The 22,411-nt window shown below is 57.1% G+C and carries 24 protein-coding genes; 14 read left to right on the forward strand and 10 right to left on the reverse strand.

Annotated elements, in window-relative coordinates; all coding sequences use genetic code 11:
* Window position 1: 1 nt before the first annotated feature.
* The 9 genes from EL361_RS10265 to EL361_RS10305 all read left to right on the forward strand — a co-directional run bounded on the left by EL361_RS10265 (window position 2) and on the right by EL361_RS10305 (window position 10,289).
* Entirely contained in the window at window positions 2–2,236 is a 2,235-nt protein-coding gene (locus EL361_RS10265; RefSeq protein WP_126379176.1) for a hydrogenase iron-sulfur subunit, read from the forward strand.
* Window positions 2,237–2,249: 13 nt separating this feature from the next.
* Complete coding sequence (qmoC, locus tag EL361_RS10270; protein WP_126379178.1) at window positions 2,250–3,431, forward strand: quinone-interacting membrane-bound oxidoreductase complex subunit QmoC; 1,182 nt, start codon at window positions 2,250–2,252, stop codon at window positions 3,429–3,431.
* 61 nt (window positions 3,432–3,492) lie between these two features.
* Window positions 3,493–4,164 (forward strand): coiled-coil domain-containing protein, encoded by a 672-nt coding sequence (locus EL361_RS10275; RefSeq protein WP_126379180.1) that lies wholly within the window; start codon window positions 3,493–3,495, stop codon window positions 4,162–4,164.
* Window positions 4,165–4,805: 641 nt separating this feature from the next.
* On the forward strand, window positions 4,806–5,570 hold the full coding sequence (locus EL361_RS10280) for an ABC transporter ATP-binding protein (RefSeq protein WP_126379182.1): 765 nt from the start codon (window positions 4,806–4,808) through the stop codon (window positions 5,568–5,570).
* A gap of 27 nt (window positions 5,571–5,597) precedes the next feature.
* Entirely contained in the window at window positions 5,598–6,737 is a 1,140-nt protein-coding gene (locus EL361_RS10285) for a branched-chain amino acid ABC transporter substrate-binding protein (RefSeq protein ID WP_126379184.1), read from the forward strand.
* Window positions 6,738–6,853: 116 nt separating this feature from the next.
* Window positions 6,854–7,765, forward strand: coding sequence for a branched-chain amino acid ABC transporter permease (locus tag EL361_RS10290; protein WP_126379186.1), 912 nt, complete (start codon window positions 6,854–6,856; stop codon window positions 7,763–7,765).
* A 10-nt stretch (window positions 7,766–7,775) separates the two neighbouring features.
* The gene (gene livM / locus EL361_RS10295) at window positions 7,776–8,972 is read left to right on the forward strand and encodes a high-affinity branched-chain amino acid ABC transporter permease LivM (RefSeq protein WP_420810661.1); all 1,197 of its coding nucleotides are present in this window, start codon (window positions 7,776–7,778) and stop codon (window positions 8,970–8,972) included.
* A gap of 18 nt (window positions 8,973–8,990) precedes the next feature.
* Window positions 8,991–9,710: an ABC transporter ATP-binding protein gene (locus EL361_RS10300; RefSeq protein ID WP_126379188.1), complete on the forward strand. Its 720-nt coding sequence runs from the start codon at window positions 8,991–8,993 to the stop codon at window positions 9,708–9,710.
* A gap of 171 nt (window positions 9,711–9,881) precedes the next feature.
* Window positions 9,882–10,289 (forward strand): bacteriohemerythrin, encoded by a 408-nt coding sequence (locus EL361_RS10305; protein WP_126379190.1) that lies wholly within the window; start codon window positions 9,882–9,884, stop codon window positions 10,287–10,289.
* A gap of 256 nt (window positions 10,290–10,545) precedes the next feature.
* Here EL361_RS10305 and EL361_RS10310 read toward each other — a convergent pair whose 3' ends face one another.
* Both EL361_RS10310 and EL361_RS10315 read right to left on the reverse strand, forming a co-directional pair.
* Window positions 10,546–11,736: a pyridoxal phosphate-dependent aminotransferase gene (locus EL361_RS10310; protein ID WP_126379192.1), complete on the reverse strand. Its 1,191-nt coding sequence runs from the start codon at window positions 11,734–11,736 to the stop codon at window positions 10,546–10,548.
* Between the two features lie 63 nt (window positions 11,737–11,799).
* Window positions 11,800–13,215, reverse strand: coding sequence for a sigma-54-dependent transcriptional regulator (locus EL361_RS10315; RefSeq protein WP_126379194.1), 1,416 nt, complete (start codon window positions 13,213–13,215; stop codon window positions 11,800–11,802).
* A gap of 230 nt (window positions 13,216–13,445) precedes the next feature.
* Here EL361_RS10315 and larB point away from each other — a divergent pair, with 230 nt between their 5' ends.
* From larB to EL361_RS10340, 5 genes are all read left to right on the forward strand, one after another.
* Window positions 13,446–14,216, forward strand: a complete 771-nt coding sequence (larB, locus tag EL361_RS10320) for a nickel pincer cofactor biosynthesis protein LarB (RefSeq protein WP_126379196.1) — start codon at window positions 13,446–13,448, stop codon at window positions 14,214–14,216.
* A 6-nt stretch (window positions 14,217–14,222) separates the two neighbouring features.
* A complete protein-coding gene (locus EL361_RS10325; protein ID WP_126379198.1) occupies window positions 14,223–14,954 on the forward strand; it encodes an acyl-[acyl-carrier-protein] thioesterase in 732 nt (243 codons plus the stop codon).
* Window positions 14,955–15,088: 134 nt separating this feature from the next.
* Complete coding sequence (locus tag EL361_RS10330) at window positions 15,089–16,162, forward strand: M24 family metallopeptidase (RefSeq protein ID WP_126379200.1); 1,074 nt, start codon at window positions 15,089–15,091, stop codon at window positions 16,160–16,162.
* Entirely contained in the window at window positions 16,162–16,467 is a 306-nt protein-coding gene (locus tag EL361_RS10335; RefSeq protein ID WP_126379202.1) for a DUF4911 domain-containing protein, read from the forward strand. Before EL361_RS10330 ends, EL361_RS10335 begins: the two co-directional genes overlap by 1 nt.
* Window positions 16,468–16,884: a hypothetical protein gene (locus tag EL361_RS10340; protein WP_126379204.1), complete on the forward strand. Its 417-nt coding sequence runs from the start codon at window positions 16,468–16,470 to the stop codon at window positions 16,882–16,884. It abuts the gene before it with no gap.
* A 114-nt stretch (window positions 16,885–16,998) separates the two neighbouring features.
* Here EL361_RS10340 and EL361_RS10345 read toward each other — a convergent pair whose 3' ends face one another.
* The 8 genes from EL361_RS10345 to EL361_RS10380 form a co-directional block, all read right to left on the reverse strand.
* Entirely contained in the window at window positions 16,999–17,772 is a 774-nt protein-coding gene (locus tag EL361_RS10345) for an alpha/beta fold hydrolase (protein ID WP_126379206.1), read from the reverse strand.
* A gap of 106 nt (window positions 17,773–17,878) precedes the next feature.
* A complete protein-coding gene (locus EL361_RS10350) occupies window positions 17,879–18,163 on the reverse strand; it encodes a hypothetical protein (RefSeq protein ID WP_126379208.1) in 285 nt (94 codons plus the stop codon).
* A gap of 154 nt (window positions 18,164–18,317) precedes the next feature.
* Entirely contained in the window at window positions 18,318–19,154 is an 837-nt protein-coding gene (locus tag EL361_RS10355; protein WP_126379210.1) for a TatD family hydrolase, read from the reverse strand.
* Between the two features lie 78 nt (window positions 19,155–19,232).
* Window positions 19,233–20,249 carry a glycosyltransferase gene (locus EL361_RS10360; protein ID WP_126379212.1) on the reverse strand — a complete coding sequence of 339 codons (1,017 nt, stop codon included), beginning with the start codon at window positions 20,247–20,249 and terminating at the stop codon, window positions 19,233–19,235.
* Between the two features lie 21 nt (window positions 20,250–20,270).
* Window positions 20,271–20,777 carry a hypothetical protein gene (locus tag EL361_RS10365; RefSeq protein ID WP_126379214.1) on the reverse strand — a complete coding sequence of 169 codons (507 nt, stop codon included), beginning with the start codon at window positions 20,775–20,777 and terminating at the stop codon, window positions 20,271–20,273.
* A 333-nt stretch (window positions 20,778–21,110) separates the two neighbouring features.
* On the reverse strand, window positions 21,111–21,476 hold the full coding sequence (locus EL361_RS10370; protein WP_126379216.1) for an Hsp20/alpha crystallin family protein: 366 nt from the start codon (window positions 21,474–21,476) through the stop codon (window positions 21,111–21,113).
* Window positions 21,477–21,489: 13 nt separating this feature from the next.
* Window positions 21,490–21,900, reverse strand: coding sequence for an Hsp20/alpha crystallin family protein (locus EL361_RS10375; RefSeq protein ID WP_126379217.1), 411 nt, complete (start codon window positions 21,898–21,900; stop codon window positions 21,490–21,492).
* 208 nt (window positions 21,901–22,108) lie between these two features.
* On the reverse strand, window positions 22,109–22,306 hold the full coding sequence (locus EL361_RS10380; RefSeq protein WP_126379219.1) for a Trm112 family protein: 198 nt from the start codon (window positions 22,304–22,306) through the stop codon (window positions 22,109–22,111).
* Between the last annotated feature and the right edge of the window lie 105 nt (window positions 22,307–22,411).

Here is a 22,411-nt window from a genome sequence, read left to right on the forward strand (position 1 = left end):
GATGGCCGAGAAAATTGGTATCTATTTCGACGAATCAGCCGTCGGCCCGTACCTCAATGTCGAGGAGCTGGTCGAATTTGCTGAAAAAAGGTGGGGCACCGAATGCCCCGTGGTAAAGAGCCATCCCGTCCTGCCGGGCGAGGAAGGCCGCAAGATGATCCAAGAGGATATCGCCGCGGGTACCATTGACGGTGTTCTGGTTTGTGGTTCTTCTCCCCGTTGCGACTGGGAGGCCTATGACTTCGGCAAGAATATCCTGGTGGAACGCGTCAACCTGCGCGAGCAGGTGGGCATGTGCTTCCCTCAGGGTCTGGACGAAGAGCTGAAGAAAGGTATGGCCATCGACTATATCAATATGGGTGTCATCAAGCTGCAGAAGTCCACCGTGGCTCAGCCTGAAGACATCGAAACCGTCAGGACCATCATGGTCGTGGGTGGTGGCTGGACCGGCTTGCATGCCGCACAGCACGCTGCCAACGCCGGTTACGACGTCGTTCTCGTCGAGAAAGACGCCGTGCTGGGTGGCCGCGCCTTGGGCCTGCACAAGACTGTGCCCCTGATGCACCCTTATACCGAAGCTCATGAAACCGGTATCGAGGCTCTGGTTGAGCAGGTGCAGGCCAATGCCCGCATCGAGGTGCTCACCGGCACGACCATCACCGCCCTTGAAGGCGCTCCCGGCACCTACACAGCCAAGTTCTCCACCGGCTCCGAAAAGCCTGTGGGTGCTGTGGTTCTGGCCACCGGTTGGGTTCCCCAGGGAACCAAGGTTCTGGAACCCTTCGGCTACGGCACCCTGCCCGGCGTGATGACCACTGCCGAGTTGGAAGCCAAGGTCAAGGAAGGTTCGTTCAGCGGCAAGAAAGTGGCCTTCATCCTGAACATCGACAAGCTGATGCCCAAGGATCTCTACAAGCCCGTTTGCGACGAGATCTGCACCGATGAGGCCGCAGCCGCCGATGGCGAGGAAGAGGAAGAGAAGTTCAAATTCGAGGACCTCGAAAATGATCGCCACCTGCCCTACTCCAGCGCTGTAAACTCCGTGGTGTCCATCAAGCAGGCCGGCTATGTCCGCGAGCTTGATGACAACGCTCAGGCCTACATCATCTATGAAGACATGATGGTTCAGGGCATCCACGAGAAATACTACAAGGCTGCCACCGACGATCCGGGCATCATGCTCACCAAGGGCTATGTGTCCAGCATCGAGCAGGACGGCGACGGCCTGCTGGTAACGGTCAAGAACAACCTGATCGGTCAGGACTTCAGCCTGAAGGTCGACACGGTCGTTCTGCCTACCGGCATCGTCCCCTCCACCGCCAAAGACCCGGTCATGAACTTCGTGTACCGCCAGGGCCCGGCCTTCCCGGATCTGGATCTCTTTGACGGCTTCTGTGACTCCAACTACATCTGTTTCCCGTACGAGACCCGCCGCACCGGTGTTTATGCCGCTGGTTGTGTCCGTCAGCCGATGTTCATGGACAATGCAGAAGAAGACGCCGCTGGTGCCGCCCTGAAAGCAATCCAGTGCATCGAGTCCGCCAACCGCGGTGTCTCCGTGCACCCGCGCTCTGGCGACTTGACCTTCCCGGACTTCAACTTCGTGCGTTGCACCCAGTGCAAACGCTGCACCGAAGAATGTCCGTTTGGCGCCCTGGACGATGACGAGAAGGGAACTCCCAAGCCCAACCCCACGCGTTGCCGCCGTTGCGGTACCTGCATGGGTGCTTGCCCCGAGCGCGTCATCTCCTTCGCAGACTACAACGTCGACCAAATCGGTTCCGCCATCAAAGCGATCAAGGTCCCGGACGACATGGATGCCGACGGCCCCCGCGTCATCATCCTGGCTTGCGAAAACGACGCCTACCCGGCTCTGGATATGGCTGCCATGCGCGGCAAATCCTGGAACCCGTATGTCCGCATCCTGCCCGTCCGCTGCCTGGGCTCCGTCAACGCCATCTGGGTTGCTGACGCCATGAGTAAGGGCATCGACGGTGTGATGATGCTGGGCTGCAAGTACGGCGACGACTACCAGTGCCACTTCGTGAAGGGCTCCGAGATCTGCAACCGCAGAAAGGAGAACATCGCGGAGACTCTGGCGCGTCTGGGTGTTGAGCCTGACCGTGTTGAGCAGTACCAGGTCGCCATCGACGAGTACGACAAGTTGCCCGACATGATCGAAGAGTTCATGGACATGATCCTCGAGAAGGGTCCCAACCCGTTCAAGGGATACTAGGGAGGCAATAACCATGTCTAATGCTGTTCGGATTGAACCTGATCTGCAGTTCATCAAGGATCTGCAAGAAGTCGGGGGCGAATCCCTTAAGAAATGCTACCAGTGTGCCACCTGCTCGGTGGCCTGTCCTCTGTCTCCGGCTGACGCCCCCTATCCCCGCAAGGAGATGATCTGGGCGCAGTGGGGTCTGAAAGACAAGCTGGTCAACGATATCGACATCTGGCTGTGCCATAACTGCGGCACCTGCTCGGATCTGTGTCCCCGTGGCGCCAAGCCCGGTGACCTGCTGTCCGCGCTGCGCAACATGGCGTACCGCAACCTGGTGACCCCTACCGTGATCGGTAAATGGATGAGCGCTTCCAAATACCTGCCCATCCTGGTTGCCATCCCGGCAGTCATCTGGCTGTTCGTGTGGTACCTGACCACCGGCCTGACGATCCCCGACGGCGACATCGTCTTCGGCAAGATCTTCCCCGGTGACTACACCGTTGACCCCATCATGAGCCTGACCTTCTTCTTCATGGTCGCTACGTTCGGGATGGGTGTTTCCAAGATGATCAAGTCCTTCCAGAGCACTGGCGGCACCTACTATGTGGGTGAACGCAAGAAGCCCTGCCTGATCGACTGCATCAAGGACGTTCTCGTCAATGAAGTTGGCCAACACACCAACTTCAAGGACTGTGAGGGCGAAACTGAGGACGTGCAGAGCGAGGAACGCTTCAAGGGCCACCTGCTGCTGTTCTACAGCTTCATTGCCCTGGCCATCGTGACTGGCCTTGTGGCCTTTGGTCACTGGGGCGGCAAGGTCATCGAGTTCATCTCACCCATGGGACACACTCCCATGCACCTGCTGAGCCCGGTGAAGCTTCTGGCCAACGCTGGCGCCATCGCCATGGTCATCGGCCTGACCAAGCTGACCCGCCGCCGCATGAACCTTGAGGATTCCAAGACCAAGTCCAGCTTCTATGACTGGTACCTTCTGGGAATCATCTGGGCTGTCGCCCTGACTGGTATCGGTTCCGAGCTGCTGCGTCTGCTCGGCGTCGCTGGCCTGGCGTACCCCATGTATTACATTCACCTGGTTGTGGTCTGGATGCTGTTCGCATACCTGCCCTGGTCCAAGCTCGGTCACGTGATCTACAGGACCGTGGCTCTGGTGTACGCCCGCTACATCGGCCGTGTGCCGCTGGGCTAGCAACGTATAGGAACTCATTAAGGACTATCATTTTTCCGAAAGGAAATAGGAGGATAATACAATGGCTGAGAGCGTTGACCGCAAGGTTTTCTCCATGGGCATGTTCGCCGCGTACCTCACCGGCGACGATAAGGACTCCAATATGGCTGGCATCAAAGAGATGCTCGGCTACATGACTCAGCTTGAGATCGACAATACCAGCCTGCCGTTCGCTGAAGCGATCGCCAAGGCTTGGATCTACGAGCAAAACCCCGAGCTCATCGACATCAAGGGCAAGGCTGACCAGTTCGGACAGCATGTGTCCGTGCCTGTCCTGCCCGAGGCCGTTACCGCTCAGGTAGCTGGCATCGTGGCTGAGCTGAAAGATACCCAGGCCAAGAACTCCGAGCAGGCTTCCAAGATCTCCGATCTCGAGAAGAAGCTTGCCGAGACCCAGGCCAAGCTGAAAGACGCCAGCGCCAAGGTGACCACCTACGAGGCACAGCTGGGCGAAGGCGAAAAGAAGCTGCAGGTCTCCGAGACCAAGATTGTGGACTACACCGGCAAGGTCGACACCCTGCTGGCCAAGATCGAAGAAGTTATCAAGCATGGTGTCGTGAGTGCAGCTCCCGGCGAAGGCGGCGGCGACGCTGCTGCACCTGCTGGTGATGCCCCTGCCGATTCCGCTGGTGAAATCTCCGATAGCTTCGGCTTCGGCACCGTGGATGATGGCGGCGACAGCTTCGGCTTCTAAGCTCAGTCCAACGAGCACTTATAAAGCCCCGGGCCCAAAAGGCCCGGGGCTTTTTCTATGGACTACAGTCAATACTCATTAGAACACAGGCAGGACTTACACGGTGAGGGCACGTCCAAGCACCTCTCTGGAGCGATCCATAACGTCATCAAAATCATGCGTACCGTCGTTATCTGCATTTTCATCGGCAGGCATCCCCCCAAACAACCGGGCCTATACTCTCGTTTCTCGCAATTCGCGATTCGTTTTTCAGCTCTATAAGTAGAATATCCACACTTTTAATGAGTATCCTACCGCACAGAATACCGCTGATTCATTCCTAAACAGACATTTATTCTGCACATGATAATTTCAAAAAAAAGCAACTAAACCGTCTTCAATCATGGCCGACTGCCATCAAACGCACTAATGGCAAAGGAATTAATCTTCTCATGCAGAGCACAATGTTTCATGCTTTAACAAAATCGAATAGAACTGATACATCAGCACAACTCAATGGTTGCGTGCATTAAGGCCACATCAGTCAAAAATTCCCTAAAACGATGAGATATTCAGAATGAGCAACAATAGGCTCCAATCATTGCGAATAAAGCGGTGGTTTCTTGATTTTAAGATGATTTTCAACTATGACTTCCTAGCCTATGACAACACTATCAGAACTCACCCTCACCGATGTCTGCGTCAACTTCGGCGGCCTGAAAGCGCTGTCCGATGTCAGTTTTGGTGTCAAAGCCGGAGAAATTGTCGGCTTAATCGGACCAAACGGAGCCGGGAAAACCACTATTTTCAATGTCATTACCGGGGTCTACAAGGCCAGTTCCGGTGGTGTCAGCTTTGGTGGTTCGTCCATTATTGGACAACGTCCATACATGGTTCTCGAGTCTGGAGTCGCCAGAACCTTCCAAAATATTCGCCTCTTCACGGCCATGACCGCGCTCGAAAACGTCATGGTTGCGCTCCATTGCCGCACCAAAAAGGGTGTTTTCGGAGCCGTTTTGCGAACCAAATCGCAAAAAAAAGAAGAAGAACTCATCCGCGAAAAGGCCTTCAAGGCCCTCCAGTTCATGGGTGTAGAAGAATACGCTGATGAAATTTCATCGAATTTACCTTACGGGCATCAGCGCAGACTGGAAATTGCCAGGGCTCTGGCTTCCGAGCCAAGGGTCATCCTTCTGGATGAACCTGCCGCAGGCATGAACCCCGCTGAAAGCCGCGAACTCATGGATTACATCCTGAAAATTCGTGATCACGGGGTCAACGTCCTGATGGTTGAACACGACATGAAAGTGGTCATGGGCATCTGTGATCGCATCGTTGTCGTCGACCACGGCGTCATGATTAGCGAGGGAAGTCCCGAACATGTCCAACGTGACCCAGCAGTTATCGAGGCCTATTTGGGGCAGTAGATAGTATCCACAAGAGAGGAGGATAGGATGAAGAAACTGATTACGATGACCCTGACCTTTGCGATGGTGATGTCGCTGGCTCTGGCTGGAGCAGCCGTTGCCAAAACCCTGAATGTCGGTTCCATGAGTCCCCTGACCGGCCCCTACGCCGCTGACGGTAACGACATTGCCAACGGTGTGCGTGCTGCCATTGCAGTCGTCCAGGATGAAGGCGGTGTGCCCGGCTTCGACGAGATCAAATTCTTCCCGCAGGACACTGCCTGCGACCCGCGCCAGGCTGTTGCCTCCGCCAACAAGCTGATCAATGACGAAGTCAGCTTTGTTATCGGCGCGTACTGTTCCTCCTCCACCATTCCCGCGTCCGAGACGCTGGATGAGGAATCCATCCCCATGCTGACCCCGGCATCCACCAACGAAAAAGTTACCGAACGCGGCCTGGAATACATGTTCCGCATGTGCGGTCGTGACGATGACCAGTCCGTTGTTGCCGTGGCCTTCATGACCAACTACCTGAAAGGCAAGAATATTTATCTGATCGACGACAAGACCACCTATTCTCAGGGGCTGGCCGACAACGTCGAGAAGAAAGCCGCTGCCGCCGGCATCAAAGTGCTGGGACATGACCACGTCAACCAGGGCGACAAGGACTTCTCCGCTGTTCTGGCCAAGGTCAAAGCCGCCAATCCCGATGTCTTCTACATGAGCCTGCAGAACTCCTCTTCTGGTGCATTGATGGCCATTCAGGCCCGCCGCGTCGGCATCAAGGCCGCTATCATCGGTCAGGACGCCGTGTACCACCCGCAGCTCATCAGCATCGCCAAGGAAGCTTCCGAAGGCATGTACCTGACCTTCGGTTTCATCGACAAGCAGCGTTCCCTGTACAAGAAGTTCCTGATGAAATACTCCGAGATGGGCTTTGCCGCTCCCGGCGCCTACTCGGGTTATGCCTTTGACGCAGCCTACGCCGCGATCAAAGCCATCAAGGAAACCGGCTCCACCGACCCCGACGCCATCAAGGGCGCTCTGATGAAGATGGACTACGACGGTGCCACCAAGCGCATCAAGTTCATGCCCAACGGCGACTCCGGTTCCAACTACATCATTCGTAAGGTTGATGGCGGCAAGTTCATCAACTACTGGAACCCCGAAACCGGTTCCACCTACTAAACCATCCCAAAGCTGAGGGAATCGCCACTGGCGATTCCCTCAGCCATTTTTCAACGACCACTTCGCAAATGCCCGAAATCGGACCTTAACGCGACAGGATTCAACGGAAAACGCACATGGAATTTTTTATTCAGCAATTCATCAATGGGCTCACTTTGGGCGGGGTCTATGCCCTCATCGCCCTCGGCTACACCATGGTGTACGGCATCATCCAACTGATCAACTTCGCCCACGGCGAGTTCTTCGCCGCTGGCGGGTACATGGGCGTCATCATCCTGTCGTTTATGGCCTCCATGGGCTACATGGAAACCCACCCCTGGCTCTGCCTGATGGGTTCCATGGCCCTGACCATGGGCTACTGCGCCATGCTCGCCATGGCAGTGGAAAAAGTGGCCTACAAACCCCTGCGCTTTGCCTCGCGCCTGTCGGTGCTGCTCTCGGCACTGGGCATGTCCATCTTTTTGCAAAACGGGCTGATGCTGACACAGGGCGTGTACGACAAACCCTACCCCACATCCTTTACCGACGGCGGCTTCAGCATTGGAATGGTCACCATGTCCTACATGCAGGTCATGATTCTGGTCATGACTGTGCTCCTGCTGATCGGGCTCAATATCCTGGTTTTCAGGACCAAGATCGGCACAGCCATGCGCGCCACCGCCCAGGACAAGGTCATGAGCGCTCTGGTGGGCATCAACTCCAACCGCATCATCAGCACCACCTTCGCCCTGGGCGCAGGTCTGGCCGCTGCTGCGGGCATCATGGTCGGCCTGTACTACGGTTCAGTTCGCTATGACATGGGATTCGTCCCCGGCATCAAGGCCTTTGCCGCCGCTGTCCTTGGCGGCATCGGCAACATCACCGGCGCAATGATCGGCGGACTCATCATCGGTATGGTCGAGATCATGGCTGCGGGCTATCTTTCAAGCGAATACAAAGACGTGTGGGCCTTCGTTATTCTGATCGGAGTACTGTATTTCATGCCTACCGGAATCATGGGTGAGAATGTCGATGATACGCGGGTCTAAAAAAACTTGGATGACCTGGGCCATTGCGATGGCCTGGTTCTATGTGCTGCTGTGGCCGCTGATGGGCATCCATCCCGATGGCACCCTGACCTTCAAGAACAGTCTCATTGTCTGGGGCTGGGTCGTGGGTCTCTCCGGCGCGGTACTGATCCTGCGCCAGTTGAATGAAACCGGGATGTTCAACGCCATCACAACACCTGTGGCCAATGTCAGGGCCGCAGCGAATCGGGGCATCGACACCGTACCCGTCTGGCTCTGGTGGGGAATCGGCTTTGCCGCAACCTTCGCCCTGCCCTTCTTCACCGGGCGCTATGTGCAGGACGTTGCCATCAACGTCATGATCTACATCTGCCTGGGGCTGGGGCTGAATATCGTTGTGGGACTTTGCGGCCTGCTGGACCTCGGGTTCATCGCCTTCTATGGAGTGGGTGCCTACACCTACGGCCTGCTGTCCATCCACTACGCCATGCCCTTCTGGATCTGCCTGCCCTTTGCGGCCATGACCGCCGCCCTGGCAGGTTGCATCATCGGCTACCCGACCCTGCGCATGCGTGGCGACTATCTGGCCATCGTGACTCTGGGCTTCGGTGAAATCGTGCGCCTGCTGCTCAACAACTGGATGCAACTGACAAACGGTCCCAATGGCATCCTGGGCATCAAGGCCCCGGGGCTGTATTATTTCTCTTTTGCAAACGGCTTCAGCCTGGAGCATATCTGGCTCAAGAAGCTGACCTACATGTACTACGTGATCCTGGGGTTGATGGTGCTGACCATCATTGCCGTACACCGGCTTAATTTCTCACGCGTGGGACGTGCCTGGGAGGCCATCCGCGAGGATGAAACGGCTGCCGAACTGATGGGCGTGAACACCTTCAAGCTGAAGCTCTTGGCCTATGCCATGGGCGCAACCTTCGGTGGTTTGGCCGGAGCCTTCTTTGCGGCACGGATGCGCTTTGTCAGCCCCGAGAGTTTCACCTTCCTCGAATCCGCCATGGTTCTGGCCATGGTCGTACTGGGCGGCATGGGCTCCATCCCCGGCATCATGCTGGGAGCACTGGCGCTGGTGGCCCTGCCCGAGGTTTTCCGAGAATTCGAGCTCTATCGCATGCTGGCCTTTGGTGGAGCCATGACCGTCATGATGATCTTCAAGCCCAAGGGCCTGTGGCCTGCCAAGCGATTTGGCACGCGTTCCGACGACAATGATTAATCAGCACCCGTGAGCAATATGAGTAAACAACCGATCCTCGAACTGAACAATGTGGTCACCTGTTATGGCCGCATCCAGGCCCTGAAGGGCATCTCGCTCAAGGTCTATGCCGGCGAGATCGTCTCCATCATCGGGGCCAATGGTGCGGGCAAATCCACCACGTTGATGACCATCTGCAACATCACCCCCTGCGAATCCGGTGAAGTGCTCTACAAGGGCCAACCCATTCAGGGCAAAGCCCCTGACCTGCTGCCGCCCATGGGCCTGTGTCAGGTGCCCGAAGGCCGGCGCATCTTCCCGCGCCTTTCTGTGCTGGAAAACCTGGAGATGGGCGCCTTTTTCCGCAAGGACAAGGACGAGATCAAGCGGGACCTGGAGTATGTGCTGGACCTGTTCCCCGTGCTGCGCGAACGCCGCCGCCAGAAGGGAGGCACCCTGTCCGGCGGCGAGCAGCAGATGCTGGCCATGGCCCGGGCGCTCATGAGCCGCCCCGAGGTACTGTTGCTGGATGAGCCGTCTCTTGGACTGGCCCCGCTCATCGTTCGCCAGATCTTCAGCATCGTGGAGCGCATCAGCAAGGAAGGCATGACCATCCTGCTGGTGGAACAGAACGCCAATCTGGCGCTCAAGATCGCCTCGCGCGGTTATGTCCTTGAGACCGGCAAGGTCATCATGGAAGACGATGCGGCCTCCTTGCTCCAAAACGAGGACATCAAGAAGGCATATCTGGGCGAATAACCTGGGCGCTGCCAATATGATTATCCGGGCCTTCCTTTGGGAAGGCCTTTTTTTACCTGCAACCACGCACTGTTGCGAGGAACGTTCTCTTGACAGGGAGCCGTTGCTGGACCTATTCAATTGCAAGACTATAGATTCCCCCCTGCCAACCGCGTGCAAAGGAGGCCTTGAATGCCCAGAATCGAATGGAACGACAGCCTGAAACTGGGCGTCTCGGAGATCGACGAGCAACACGAAAAACTCATCGCACTGATCAACGACCTGTACGACGCCTTTACACAGGGCAAAGCACAGGACGTCGTGGACAACATCGTCTCCGAAGCGCACGATTACATCGGCTACCACTTCTCCACCGAGCAGCGCCTGATGGAAGAGCACGGCTACCCCGTCATGGACGACCACATCGAAGAGCATGAGGACTACATCCTCAAATCCTCTGACTACCTGATGGCCTCCCAGGACAGTGATAAAAACCTGCCCCAGGATGTGCTGGACTACCTGACCGACTGGTGGAAGTCCCACATCAACGGCACGGACCGCAAGCTGACCCACTTCCTCAAGGAAAAGGGAATCCAATAAGCCAACCACTAAGTGGCCGCATATTAAAAAGAAGCGCCGCTCCCGGAAGGGGGCGGCGCTTTTATTATTCATCAAAACGAAACGGGCTTAGCGCGTACGGCGATTTTTGCATTTTAAACGCTCCGGCCTGTAGAGCGTTCAGGGATGGTCAGATGCCAGGCGCGAGAGAAATTGGAGATCGATGCGTATATGGACATACGCGAGATTTCAAATTTCCCGCAGCAACGCCGCAGATGGCCGTTCATGGACGCTCTAGCTACGCCAACTTCCTATAGGCCTTTTTGAACCCTTCAGCCGACCTGCGAATAACTTCCTCGCCCACACAAAATGCGAGGCGGAAGTAACCAGGGCAGCCGAAGCCCGACCCTGGAACCGCCAGAATCAACTCTTCCTGCAAGGCGGCACAGAACGCCACGTCGTCTCCGCCCGGAGCTTCGGGGAAGAAGTAGAACGCGCCCTTGGGCATGGTGAAGTTGTAGCCAGCATCGTCCAGGACCTTGGTCATGGCCTTGCGGCGCTCGGCGTAGACCGTCACGTTGACCTGCGAGCCAATGGCCTCGGCCATGACCTTCTGACCAATGGCCGGGGCATTGACGAAGCCCAGAATCCGGTTGGCCAGAATCAGGCCACCCAGCAACTGCTCCTTGCCAGGCATCTGCGGGGCCACCGTCGCGTAGCCCACTCGCTCTCCTGCCAGGGACAGGTTCTTGGAAAAAGAACTGACCGCAATGGCATAGTCATACAGGGGCAGAATGGAAGGAACCTCGATACCGTCAAAGACCAGGAATCGATACGGCTCGTCGGCCACCAGATAGATGGGCCGGCCATACTCCTCGCTCTTGGCCTTCAGGATCGCGGCAAGCCCCTCCAACTCTTCCTTGGCATAGACTGCGCCCGAGGGGTTGTTGGGCGAGTTGATGAGCACGATACGGGTCTTGGCGTTGATCCCGGCCTCCAGGGCCTCCAGATCAAGCTCGAAGGTCAGGGGCTTGGCGGGCACGGACTTGAACACACCGCCGTGATTCTGGGTATAGAACCCATACTCCACAAAATAGGGGGCAGGGCTCAATACCTCGTCACCGGGGTTGAGTACCGCACGCATGATAACGTTCAAAGCACCGGCAGCACCGCAGGTGATGATCACATCGCCCGCATCAATGTCCACGCCCTGCTCCTTGGACAGGTATCCTGCCAGAGCTTCACGCGCAAAGGGATAGCCGGGGTTAGGCATGTAGCCAAAGGCAAAGGGCTTGTCTGCCGCTTCTGCAACATTACCAATAGCCGTTGCCACGGCCTTGGGCGGAGCGAGGTCGGGATTGCCAAGGCTGAAATCGCAGACAGCATCTTCGCCGTGCTGGGCCTTGAGTTCAATACCGGTCTCGAACATTTTCCTGATCCACGACGACTTCTTGATGTAGCCGCCGACCTGTTCGGAAAGCATCTGCATGGTGAGTACCTCGATAAACCGCCCATGATTCGGACGGAGGACTTCGGCGCAAAGGCCGATGGCTTACGGGACCGTAAGGCCCCTCTTCTTGTAGTCTGAAATCTTGTTGCGCAGAGTGCGTACGGAAATCCCCAGCAGATCTGCGGCTTGGGTCCTATTGCCCTCGGTTTGCTCCAGGCGCTTTAAAATGGCAATGCGCTCGATCTCCGACAAGGGCAGATCGCGACCACCAAGGGCGTTGTGCAATGAGGCCTCATCCGCCGCCGGTGCTCCGGGAGATGGCGTCTCGTCCTGAAGTTCTTCCTCGTCGAACAGCGGCCAGTTGTCTCCATCCAACAGGAAATGCTGTTCCTCGATGGGGCCTGCACCCGCCAAAAGCACAGCGCGCTCCATCAGGTTCTGCAACTCGCGCACATTCCCCGGCCAGTCGTAACCCATGAGCCATGCCCGGGCGGCGTCGGAGAATGCAAGGCGTGGCAGGCCATATTCCTTGCTGTAGTGATCCACAAAGAACTGGGCCAGCAACATGATATCATCGCCACGCTCATTCAGGGCAGGCAGCTTCAGCGGGATCACGTTCAAGCGGAAATACAGGTCCTGGCGAAATTCCTTATTTTTCACCGTGGTCTCGATGTCGCGGTTGGTCGTCGCCAACACGCGCACATCCACCTTCACGGTCTCCACACCGCCCACGCGGTCCAACTCGCCCTCCTGGAGTACCCGCAACAGCTTGGCTTGCAGGCCCATATCCATTTCGGTGATTTCATCGAGCAGGATGGTGCCACCACTGGCCAATTCGAATTTGCCCAGCTTGCGGTTGATGGCCCCGGTAAAAGAACCTTTCTCATGGCCGAAAAGCTCGCTTTCCAGCAGATGTTCGGGCAGGGCCGCGCAATTGATGGCCACAAAGGGCGCATTGGCTCGATTGCTGTTCTGATGAAGGTACCTGGCAAACATTTCCTTACCGGTTCCGGACTCGCCGGAAATCAGCACCGAAGCCTTGGAAGGAGCGACTTGGCGAGACAGGGCAAGTACCCGGCGCACCGAAGCATCCTGACCAATGATCTTCACTCCGGTTCCCGCAGGGGGAGCCGTAGCCTGGGGTTCGTTGGCGGGGACAGGAGCCTCGTCAGACGGGATCACGGCCTGAATCTTTTCCCACGACAAGGGCTCAAGCCAATAATCCTTGGCCCCAAGTTCCATCAGTCGCTGGGCCTCTCCACTGGAACCACGATCCGTAAAAACCACTACGGGAGGAAAGGAAGAATCATCCTGCCCATGGATAAGCAGGTCCTCGAGTTTCACGCCCGGGAGCATGGCGTAGGCAAAGACCACGCCTGGCTTCTTCTTTTCGATGAAGTCGAGCGCGCCACGAATGGTTTCGGCAAGGCCAGCCTCGACCCCGGCTTCTTTGCATTGAGCAAACAGGGGAGTGATGGCCTGCGGTTTGGCGAGGAACAGGATCGTCTTTGACGACATGGGTACAGCTTTTATCCTTTCCATGAAAATTTATCAACGAAATGAGGCATGCTTCCTTCGGGAATCAAAACACTCCTTCATCTTTTCACGAGCGTTTATCGCATTGCCCTCAAGCACCAATTCGAAGTGTTTCACGCTGCTACGAGGCGCTTTAAACACGACGATGCTATTGACCTACCCTTGGCGCTCAACTAGTTTCGGGCAATATTTCAAGAACAAAGAGTACAAACATGACCGAAAAAAATATTCATGATGTTCTGGAACAGGTCTCCAAGGGGCTCTTGTCACCCGATGAAGCCCTTGGTCAATTCCAGAACCGCCCGCTCGGCGACTTGGCACAAGGCATCAATCTGGACGCCCATCGCCTTTCGCGCACGGGATTGGGCGAGGTGGTCTTTGCCACGGGCAAAACTCCTGCGCAAATCGTGGCCTGCGTCCAGGGACTTCAGGATCACGGCCCTGTGCTGGCCACCAGAGTCGGCAATGGTGCCGCCACGGCCCTGACCCAGACCTTCCCAAATGGACACTATCACGAACTCTCGGGCCTGTTCGCTCTGGGAGCTGACCTCGGCTTGACTCCCCCTTGGCCTCAAAGGGGCGAAGTGCTGGTGGCTACGGCCGGAACATCGGACCTGAGCGTCGCTCTGGAGGCCTATGGCTGCGCGCGATTCTTCGGACTGGACTGCGGCCTCATCGCCGATGTGGGCGTTGCTGGCGTCCATCGGCTAACACCGCATCTGCCTGCCCTGCGGGCCGCACAGGTAGTCATTGCCGTAGCCGGGATGGATGGGGCACTGCCCAGCGTATTGGCGGGCCTTCTGCCTACGCCAGTGATCGCCGTGCCCAGCTCGCAGAACAGTGGCAATCCCCTTGGGGGCATTTCCAGCCTGTTGGCCATGCTCAACTCCTGCTCTCCCGGCATCACGGTATCCAATATCGACAATGGATTCGGAGCCGCAGCCTTTGCCGCAAAATTACTCAAGACTCACCCTGCGGAGTAGCTTTTCATGACCCGAACATACACGGAACCATTCAAGGTCCGTATTTATGAAACAACAGCCGACTACACCACCAGCATCGGAACCATCGCCGACTGGCTGCAGGAAGCCGCCACCATCCACGCCGGACGGCTGGGCTTTTCCAATAAGGAGATGGTCAAGGCCGGAGTGGCCTGGGTACTTTCGCGCCTGTGCATCCGCATGGAACGTTACCCGGTCTACGGCGAAACCATCACCGTCTGTACCTGGCCAACCACCAGAAACAAGCGGCGTGCAGCCCGCGATTACCGTTTGACCGACGAAAGCGGAGCCATCATCGGCACCGGCACCTCCTCTTGGGTGGCTCTGGACCTCGCCACTCGCCGCCTGGGTTCCATGCCTGACTTCGTACTGGAACGCTTCCCCAATCAGGATGAACGGGCCTGCGAGTTCACGGCCAAATCACTGCCCAAGCTCCAGGCAACGCAGCATGAAGCCATTGTCACCGCCCGAGCGGCAGACCAGGACCAGAACGGGCACGTCAACAATGTGCATCTCCTCAAATGGGGGCTGGAACCCATCCCAAATGGCAGGCCCCGATTCCAACCCTCGGTGGTGGATATTGCCTTCAGGGCCGAAATTCTGCCCGGAGAGAGAGCCACAGCAGGCTGCGCCACGGGCGTGGAGCCGAACACGATGTTGCATACCCTGATCCGCAGTGACGGCACCGAAGCTGTACGCATGCTCACCCACTGGTCATGAACCAAAACACTCCAGGCAACAGAACACGCCAGCCCCAGGCAGGTCTGACGCGTTGCACTGCCGAAAGCGAAGCGTTATAGAGCGGCCTTGACGGGGCCCTTTCCCGCCCAACCACAACAATCACGAGACCTGGCATGAACACACAGACCTATACCGCCCGCCGCGACAAGCTCCGCGCCACCCTTGAGGAAAAGGGAGTCGACGCCCTGCTCGTGTCCCACGCTGCCAACCGCTATTACCTGTCCGGCTTCGAACTGCACAACCCGCAGTGCAACGAGTCCGCAGGCATGCTGCTGATCACCCGCAAGGCCGGGGACTGGCTGCTGACCGATTCGCGCTATCATGACGCGGCAAAGCGCCTGTGGGACGAAGACAAAATTTTCATCTATCGCCCGCCCGCGCACGAGCAGATGGGAGATTTCCTGCAGGAGCTCTGCCCAGGCCCAGTCGGATTCGAAAGCTCCGCTGTTAGTTTTGATTTCCACTCTCGCCTCGTTGAGCGCAAATCCGAACTCAAGCCTCTGTCCGGCCTGGTCGAAAAGCTCAGATACATCAAGGAACCCGCTGAAATCGACATCATGCGCCGCTCCTGTGCCCTGAACCACAAAGTCTTCGAGCAGGCGCAAAAGATCGCTGCCCCGGGCATGACGGAAAAGGAACTGGCCTGGGAAGTGGAAAAGCTCTATCGCGACCAGGGTGCCTCCGAGCTGTCGTTCTCCACTATCGCAGCGGTGGACACCAACGGCGCACTGCCCCATGCCATCCCCGGCGACAGGAAGATCACAGACAACTGTTCCGTGCTGCTGGACAAGGGCTGCCGCCTGGATGACTACTGCTCGGACCAGACCAGGACCTTCTGGGTCGGCAACTCGCCCTCGGACGAATTCAAACGCGCCCTTGAGCAGACACAGGAGGCCCAACAGCGCGCCATTGATGTCATCCAGCCCGGCGAATCCATCGCCGAAGCCTACCGCGTAGCCCGTGGCGTCTTCGAAGCCTATGGCGTGGCCGATCATTTCACCCATGCTCTGGGGCACGGTATCGGCCTGGAAACCCACGAGGGCCCCAGTGTCAGCCCCAAGGCCAACGGCGAATTCAAACCCGGCATGATCGTGACCGTGGAGCCCGGACTGTACTACCCCGAATGGGGCGGCATCCGCTGGGAGCACATGGTGCTGGTCACTGCCAACGGGCATGAGGTATTCTAATGGTCAGGCGACGACGCATCGGCAAAGCAAAAAGTGCCCAGTATGCACGCGACGCGGTGAAACCACACGATTCGCGCCGCATCTACCTGCGCATCGCCCCAAGTGACATCGCATTCTTCAAGTTCATTCTTGAATCATACGATAATCTGGCCTATTTAAGTGTAGTGGATAAACATACTGCGGTCCTGCAACTGGTGCACACAGCTGGTACCGAACGCGAGACCCGGGAATTCCTGGAGACCATGCGCGACGAGGTGCCCTTCACCGAAATCACGCTGCCATCACGAACCACTGGAGAAGCCTAGATGAACGCTTTGCGACGCCTTGCCGCCTTGACCGCCGTCCTTTCGCTGGCTCTGCTGTGCATGGGCATGGGCGGTTTTGGCGATACCGATATCGTCAAGAAAATCCCCGCACCTGACCGTTCCTTTACCGTGACCATCCTGGACGACACAGACACCACATTCACGGTGTCTGACTTTTCCGTGGAAGGGCTGACCCTGGTGCCCGTTCATCTGGGCAAAGCCAACATGGCCATTGATTTTGCCAAGGTAAAAAACGTGACCCTGTTCGAGCAGGGCTCGGAGCTGGCAGCCACCATTGTCCTCAGCGATGGCAGCACCAAAAAAGTGACCATGTCACCCAAGACCATGTTCTATGGTCGCACCCCGTGGGGCCTGATGCAGTTGAAGGCCGGGGACATCAAGGAAATTCACTTCTAGAGCGCAAGCACTATGACCAAGACAAAGGGGGCCACTTGGCCCCCTTTGTGATTCTTGTCTTTGCTGCGTCCTGGCAATGCTCAGCAGCGATTCGCGCTCATTGACCTCTCTATCTTACCCGGCAAAATGAATGCCACGCTGTATTGCCGTAGCGAGTCCGGCCGGGTTGTCCCAGGCCATGGAATGTCCGGCATTATCAACAATTTCGATATTGATGCCATTGGCTTTCAGTCTGGACTCCTCAGGGTCGGGCAATGATTTTTGTCCAAATATGAATGTTCGTGGAATGTTCAAGGAATACAATATCTGGCGCCAACTGCGAGCCTCGCCATCCACCAACGACTTCGACTCCCGATATACCGCGACAGGAGAGCTTGCCTCAAGGCCAACAGCCCATTCCTCACAGGCACTCGCCCTGGCATTCCTGATCATTGTCTGATGACCGGACTCCAGATAGCCACCCTCTTCATGACCTGCAATTCGTCTGCTGAAGAGGCCACCACCCGAGTCCAGATTCGCCTCACTGAGCACCAGCCCACTCAACCGTTGTTCGCACTTTCCGGCCAGTGAGATGGCGATGGCTCCCCCCATGCTGTGACCGTAGAGATAAAAATTATCCAAGCCCATGTGCTCAATAAGCTGCTCAAGGCAACTGGCGTGCGCGGCCATGGAGTAACTGAAATTTTCCGGGCTATCGCTATACCCGGAACCAAGCAGATCAACCAGGATTCTTCTGTGCTGCTGCAGTTCCCGGAATGCCGCGACTTGGGGATAATCAAAGGAAGAAGAACAGCCCAACCCGTGCAGAAACAGTATGGGCGGACCATCGCCCAGCAAGTCGTGATACCGAATCTTCGCCTTGTGATCTGTCAGAAGAAACCCTTTCACGCCTCACACCTCCAGCCCGAGAAAGCGCGTCACTCTTTCCGCCGTGATTCGCCAATATCCTCCGCCGCCAGCCTCTTGATCTCGGGCACGGCAGGAGCTTCAAAAACTATTCGCTGCTCAACGCGTCCACAGCAGCAACACAGATGGCCACCGCCGACTGAGCATCCTCAGCCATGAATTTCGTCTCGTCCTTGGAAAACACCGCCCGCCACAGGCTATCGTCCAGACTCTTGGGGCAGCAGTCCTTCATTGCAAAGGAAAACCCCTTGGCCTCCAGGCACTCCGCAAGCTGTAAGGCGGCGCTGATGTCCTTGGTCGGGTTGGCAGGCATTTCGTCACCAAAAACTTGTTGAAGCTGCTTTTCCACTTTTTCGATTTTAGCGTCGGGCATACATTTTCTCCACTATCAACTCAAAATGAATCGTCAAAAAACCTTTCAGTAGACACACCAACCAGTATTGAACGCAGATAATTTTTCATCTCATGAGTCCCCAGGCAAGAGGCGCACCCAACCACCACTAAGCCCTTGCCCAAAAGCGTAAGAGCTATTCCTCATCCAGCCTGAAAAAGCGCGTCGCATTCTCCGCCGTGACCCGCCAAATCTCTTCCAAGGGCAGCCCCTTGGCCTCGGCCACGGCCCGGGCCGTAAAACCGATAAAGGCGGGTTCATTGCGCTTGCCGCGCCACGGGTCCGGGGCCAGGAACGGGCAGTCGGTTTCCAGCACCAGCCGGTCCATGGGGATCATTTCCACGGCCTCGCGCAGCTCGTCCATCTTCTTCCAGGTCACCGCACCGGGGATGGAGATCATCCAGCCGTTGTCCAGCACCCGCCGCGCAAAGGCCGTGTCCCCACCAAAGCAGTGCCAGAGCAATGGCCTGTCCTTGAAGCCTTCGGCCTCCAAAACCTCAAAGGTCTCGTCCAGAGCATCGCGGGAATGAACCACCATCGGCCGATCGACCTCGCACGCCAGTTGCAGCTGTGCGGCAAACACCCGACGCTGCACGTCGCGCGGTGAATAGTCGTAATAATAATCCAGCCCGGCTTCGCCCACGGCTTTCAGGCGCGAGTCCGAAGCAAAAGCCGCACGCATGGCGCTTAGCGTCTCGTCGGTCCAGCCTTTGGCGTCGTGGGGATGAACCCCCAGCAGGAAGAATACCCCGGGCCGGGATTCGAACAACCCGCGCCCCTTCTCATAGGCCTCAGGCCCCAGAAAGACCTGACCAATCCGTGCGACACCACAGGCCTCGGCCCGGTCCAGAACGGCATCCAAATCTTCGGCAAAAGGCTCCATATCCAGATGGGCATGGGTCTCCACACCACCTGTCGGCAAGCCTAGGGCTTCGGGCAACTCTCTGGGCTTCTTGTTCTTCTTCTTTCCCATTTCGTATCCCATAAAAAGGCCTGCGTCGGACGCAGGCGCAATGTTTTCAGATCACCCCACCCCAAGGGCGGGAACGCATCACAAAGAGCCCAACAGCTTCGGCCACAGTGCGAGCACAGCCTCACGCTGCTGCTGCACGGAATAGGCAGCCGCCGTGATCCGCGCCTGTTCCACGGCCTGGGCATAACGTGGATCTTCCTGTGCCACCCATGTGGCAACACGTTCCAGAGCCAGCGCCGCAGCAGCCACATCGGCATCCACTGCGAACAGCCCATTACCGCCCCAGGAAACCTCGCGCAGAGGGAACCACGGCTGGGCCGCGCCGGGGATGTCTTCAGCCTGACGCATGTAGTCAAACCCGCCTAGACCGCCAAAACCGACGACCGGACAGCCACAGGCCATGGCCTCCAGCGGGGGCAGTGGGCAGCCCTCTGGATAGCCCATGGCCAGAAAAATATGTGCACGTTTCAGTGTCGCGGCCACACCGTCCAGCTCCAGGCCCTCAATGGGCAACCATTCGATCTCGGGCGCTCCCGGCGTTCTCGCAGCTCGCGCTTCGAGCATTGCCCGGACCTGTGCGGCCAGTGCCTTGTTCTTGCGGGGCATGAACGCCACGCGCACAGGACTGACGGCCTTGGGGACCTCCGGCGCCTGGAAACGTTCGGGGTCAATCCCCGGACGCAGCACGGGGACCTCTCCCCCCAGGCACTCACGAATATACCAACCCACAGGGTCTGACACCGCCAGGAACGAGACGTCCAGCTTGTCCCAACTCACGCCAGGAGGCAGCGCGGAAAACAGATAGGCCCAGTTCTGAACATAGACCACGGTCCTTGCTCCGGCCTGAAGCCCGGGAGCCAGGGCATTAACCCAGCCTTCGGGCACAAGCCAAAGGTCGTCGGGAGTCAACGCCAACGCGTCCCATGAGATCACGGGCACATCCCGGGAGATCTCCGGGGCCTCATGACCGCCTTCACGCGTGACCAGAGACACGGGCAAACCGCCCGCATGCAGATGCGCCGCCACCTGATGCAGCACATAGGTACCGCCAGTGGCCTTTCGCAGAGGAGGAAGAAAGATGTAAGTCTTGGTCATACTGCCTGTTTAGCTACGCCATCACGAAGCCCGTTGCAAGGCTCGTTCGCGCCCCCGTGCGAGCAGTTGTTGCAGTACCAGCAGCCCCATGAAGGACAGCGTCCCTCCCATGAACACCGAGCCTCCGCAAGCCACGGCAATTCCCAAAGCCACAACAGAGGCCCCAAAAAAAATGGCCGAATCCTTCCTGCCATTACGCCCGCGAAGCACTATCCAGAGACAGACTCCCAATGAGGTCAACGCCACCCACGCAAACAGGCTCCCGGAACCCAACCGGGCATACCAGCCAAGGGATGTCCAGAATTCCACCAAATACAGTACGGCACCACTGATCAGCCAGAGGTTGGTGCCCAGATACAACGGCTCAATCCGTCGGGTAACAATATCCATCAGCAGGACCACGACACCCAGGCCACCTGCCGTCAGATAGGCCATTCGCCAATCCACACCACCGGCGCCACTGCGCATGAACCACAGGAAAACCGCCAGGGGCGCCCAGCGCAACACATTGAAAAGCATCATCTTCATATGGTTTCCATAGCCCTGCAAAAGCCCTGGTGCAAGGTCGAGCAATCAAAAAAGAACCGACCCCACTCAGGGGCCGGTCCTTCATTTAGTATTGCATCTTCTCCATGCTGCCAGAAAGACAGCTCCAGTCAGTCATTTTCCCAAGCATCCACTTCTCTCATCTGCGGTAAGATACCAAGCTCAAGCGCAGTTCGGAACCGCAACCGGACCGGGAGAGGTTTGGGTGGTCGGATGCAAGGCGCAAAGGAATTTCAAGCTCGCCGCGTATTTGGCATACGCTAGGGCTTGAAATCCCTACGGCAACGAAGCAGATGGCTGCTCAAAACCTCCCGATCATCCGGCCTTGATCTCAATCCGCTTAGGCACAGCCTTCTCGGCCTTGGGAAGGTGCAACTCCAGCACCCCGTTATCCACGTTGGCCTTGATCTTTTCGCGGTCTACGGTGTTGGAGAGCTTGAAGGCCCGGCGATATTCGCACCCACCGAACTCGACCTCGATGAACTTCTCGTCGGCTCCGGGCTCGAAGCAAGCACGCCCGGTAACGACCAACTCGTTTTCATTGAGATCGATGATCAAATCCTCCTTGGCAACACCGGGGACGTCCATGAAGATATGAAAGCCGTCCTCGCGCTCCAGAATATCGGAGGGTTGACGATAGCGGGGCAGATTCTCTTCGTGCTTTTGGATGTCGTTTGTCATGACTCTTGACCTCCTAGGAAACTGCGATATCGATCTTCTTGGGCTTTACCGAATCGGCCTTGGGCAGGTCGATCGCCAAAATGCCGTCCTTCAGCGTAGCGCGAACCTGGTCGCGTTCCACAGGCACGTTCAGGGTGATCACACGCTGAAAGGCACCCGCCGGACGCTCCTGACGAAAATACTTGCCCTCGGGGGCCTTTCGCTCACCCTTGATGACCAGATTCTTGTCCGTCAGAGTCAGCTCGATGTCTTCCATGCTGATCCCGGGAATCTGGGCGCGCAGTTGGATGGCATCTTCGGTCTCACTGATGTTCAGTGGCGGATAGGCAACCCTGCGCTGGCTGAGGCTTGTGGGACCGAAAAAATCCTGGAACAACTTGTCCCAACGCGGGACGTCATAAAAGGAACCATAATCAATCACCATTTCTGTAACCTCCGTAATGTTAACAGAAGTTCGTGTTCGATGATTAAAATAAGCAGGCCGAAAAGGTTGTCAAGAGAGGTCGAAAAAGTCGGGCAGGGGAGAAGAAAAATCAAACGAACAACCAAGACTTGAACGCTACACCTGAAACAGGCCCGGTGCAATGCGCCGGGCCTGTTTCATGATCAAAGCAAAAAGAATAAAGCGGCAGTTAATCCTGCGCCACCCCACCGGGCCACTCGGCTTCGGCTATGGCCTCTTCCACCAGCATGATGGGGATTTCATCCTTGATGGGGTAAACAACCTGGCACTGCGCACAGTGCAGGCCATCCTGTGCCGGCAGCAGGCCAATCTCGCCTTTGCACTTGGGGCAGGCCAAAATATCCAACAGTTCCTTGTTCAGCGTCATTTCATTCCTCCTTCTCGAGTGGGTTCAGCTATACCCGCTTTGCGCCTTGGCCTCAAGGCGTCGTTGACACCCGGTTTTCCATGCCCTAGCAACAAGGGACCATCA

The organism is Desulfovibrio ferrophilus (assembly GCF_003966735.1).
In the GTDB taxonomy this organism is placed as follows: domain Bacteria; phylum Desulfobacterota; class Desulfovibrionia; order Desulfovibrionales; family Desulfovibrionaceae; genus Desulfovibrio_Q; species Desulfovibrio_Q ferrophilus.